General features: G+C 70.1%; 1 protein-coding gene. It reads right to left on the bottom strand.

Going from position 1 to position 1,527, the window contains the following annotated elements; all coding sequences use genetic code 11:
- Nucleotides 1-380 precede the first annotated feature (380 nt).
- A complete protein-coding gene (locus tag ACFPJ1_RS43280; RefSeq protein ID WP_380112279.1) occupies nt 381-1,463 on the bottom strand; it encodes an IS110 family RNA-guided transposase in 1,083 nt (360 codons plus the stop codon).
- Nucleotides 1,464-1,527: the final 64 nt, after the last annotated feature.

The following is a 1,527-nucleotide window of genomic DNA, read 5'->3' as shown; positions in this document are numbered from 1 at the left end:
GGGGGGCTCCCGCCAGGTGCCCGATTGATGGCGCCCGCCGTCGGTGTCAAGGCTGGCCGTAGGCCACCCGGCAGGGCTTGGCCTTGACGCCGGCGAGGACGACGTCATGCTGTGGCAATGCGGGAGGTGGGGCCCGTTGGGGTCGAAGCCGAGGTCAGCGTGTCGTGGCGACGCGCGGTCGAGGCTGATATGCGCGGGTTGGTTACCTGCAGGACCGTCTGTTCGGCTGGAGCGTTGCGCGGGTCTAAGGACGAGCGTGGCCAGATTCCCTAGCGTGAGAAGGAGGATCGGCTGCTTCATAGCCCCGGGGCGCGTTGCTCCTCGCGCTGCGGTTCCTCGGGATCTTCGGCCCCAACGGGGGCTTGGTTCACGGCGTGGTTTCAGTCGGGCAGCACCGCCAGCGACCAGCACCAGCCGGCCAGTTCGCGGGCGACGGCGACGTTGGCGATCACCGGCCGTTTCCTGCGCAGGTTCAAGTTGACCCAGCGGGCGTGCAGACGCTGGTTGCCGGCATGCCCGCGGGCCCGGGCCGCCGCAGGCGCCTGGTCCCAGCGGCGTTGCAGCACCACCCCGGGCCGGTAGGCGCTGCGGTGATGCCAGGCAGCCTCGACCAGCAGCCGCCGCACATGGGTGTTGCCGGTCTTGGTGATCGCGCCCTGCACACGGCTCTGCCCAGAGGAGTGCTCGCTGGGCACCAGTCCGACATAAGCGCCGATGCTCGCGCCGGTGAACCGATCCCAGTCGCCGATCTCGACCGCGAGCGCGAAACCGGTCAGCGTCGAGATCCCCCGCAGACATCCCAGCCGCCGCGTCACCGCGGTGAACTCGCTGTCCCCGGCGAGCGCGATGATCTTCTCGTCCAGGCGGGCACGGCGGCCCGCAGCCAGCACGACCGTCTCGTAGGCATCGTCGAATGCCGCCTGGGTCGGCATGGAGTCGAACCGCTGCCGGCGCACCCACCGGTCGTGCAGCTCGGTCCACGCCTTACCACCGGAATAGACGATCCCGTGCCGCAGCAGCAGCTTCGACAGCCGGTGCCGCGCCCGCATCAGATCCGCCCGGGACGCCTCCCGCGCCCGGACCAGATCACGCGCGGCCTCCTCGGCCGGGCCAGGTATCCGCACCGGCACAATCTCATCCAGCCGCAACAACCGCGCCAGACGCAGCGCGTCCCGCGCATCGGTCTTCACCCGATCACCGCCCGGACGCTGCAGCTTCGACGACGCCGCCACCTCACACCGCAACCCCGCCCCGATCAGCGCACGCGCCAGCCCGAACCCGGTCGGCCCGGACTCGTACACCACCGCGCACGGACCCGGCAACCTGCCGACCCAGTTCAGCACCTCGCCATGCGACGGCGTCAACCGCGCCTTGAACACCTCACCGGTCAGCCCGTCAATCGCCGCAGCGGCAACCGACCGGGCGTGCACATCCAGCCCAACACTCGTACGCTCAGAAAACACCGGGGCCTCCTCACAACCTGTCGGAAAGGCCGAGCACCCGGAACGCGCTCGGTAACCCACGAGA

This window comes from Kribbella qitaiheensis, from assembly GCF_042657745.1.
Classification (GTDB): domain Bacteria; phylum Actinomycetota; class Actinomycetes; order Propionibacteriales; family Kribbellaceae; genus Kribbella; species Kribbella qitaiheensis.
The sequence above is the reverse complement of the archived record's forward strand: the minus strand, read 5'-3'. Positions and strand labels throughout refer to the sequence as shown.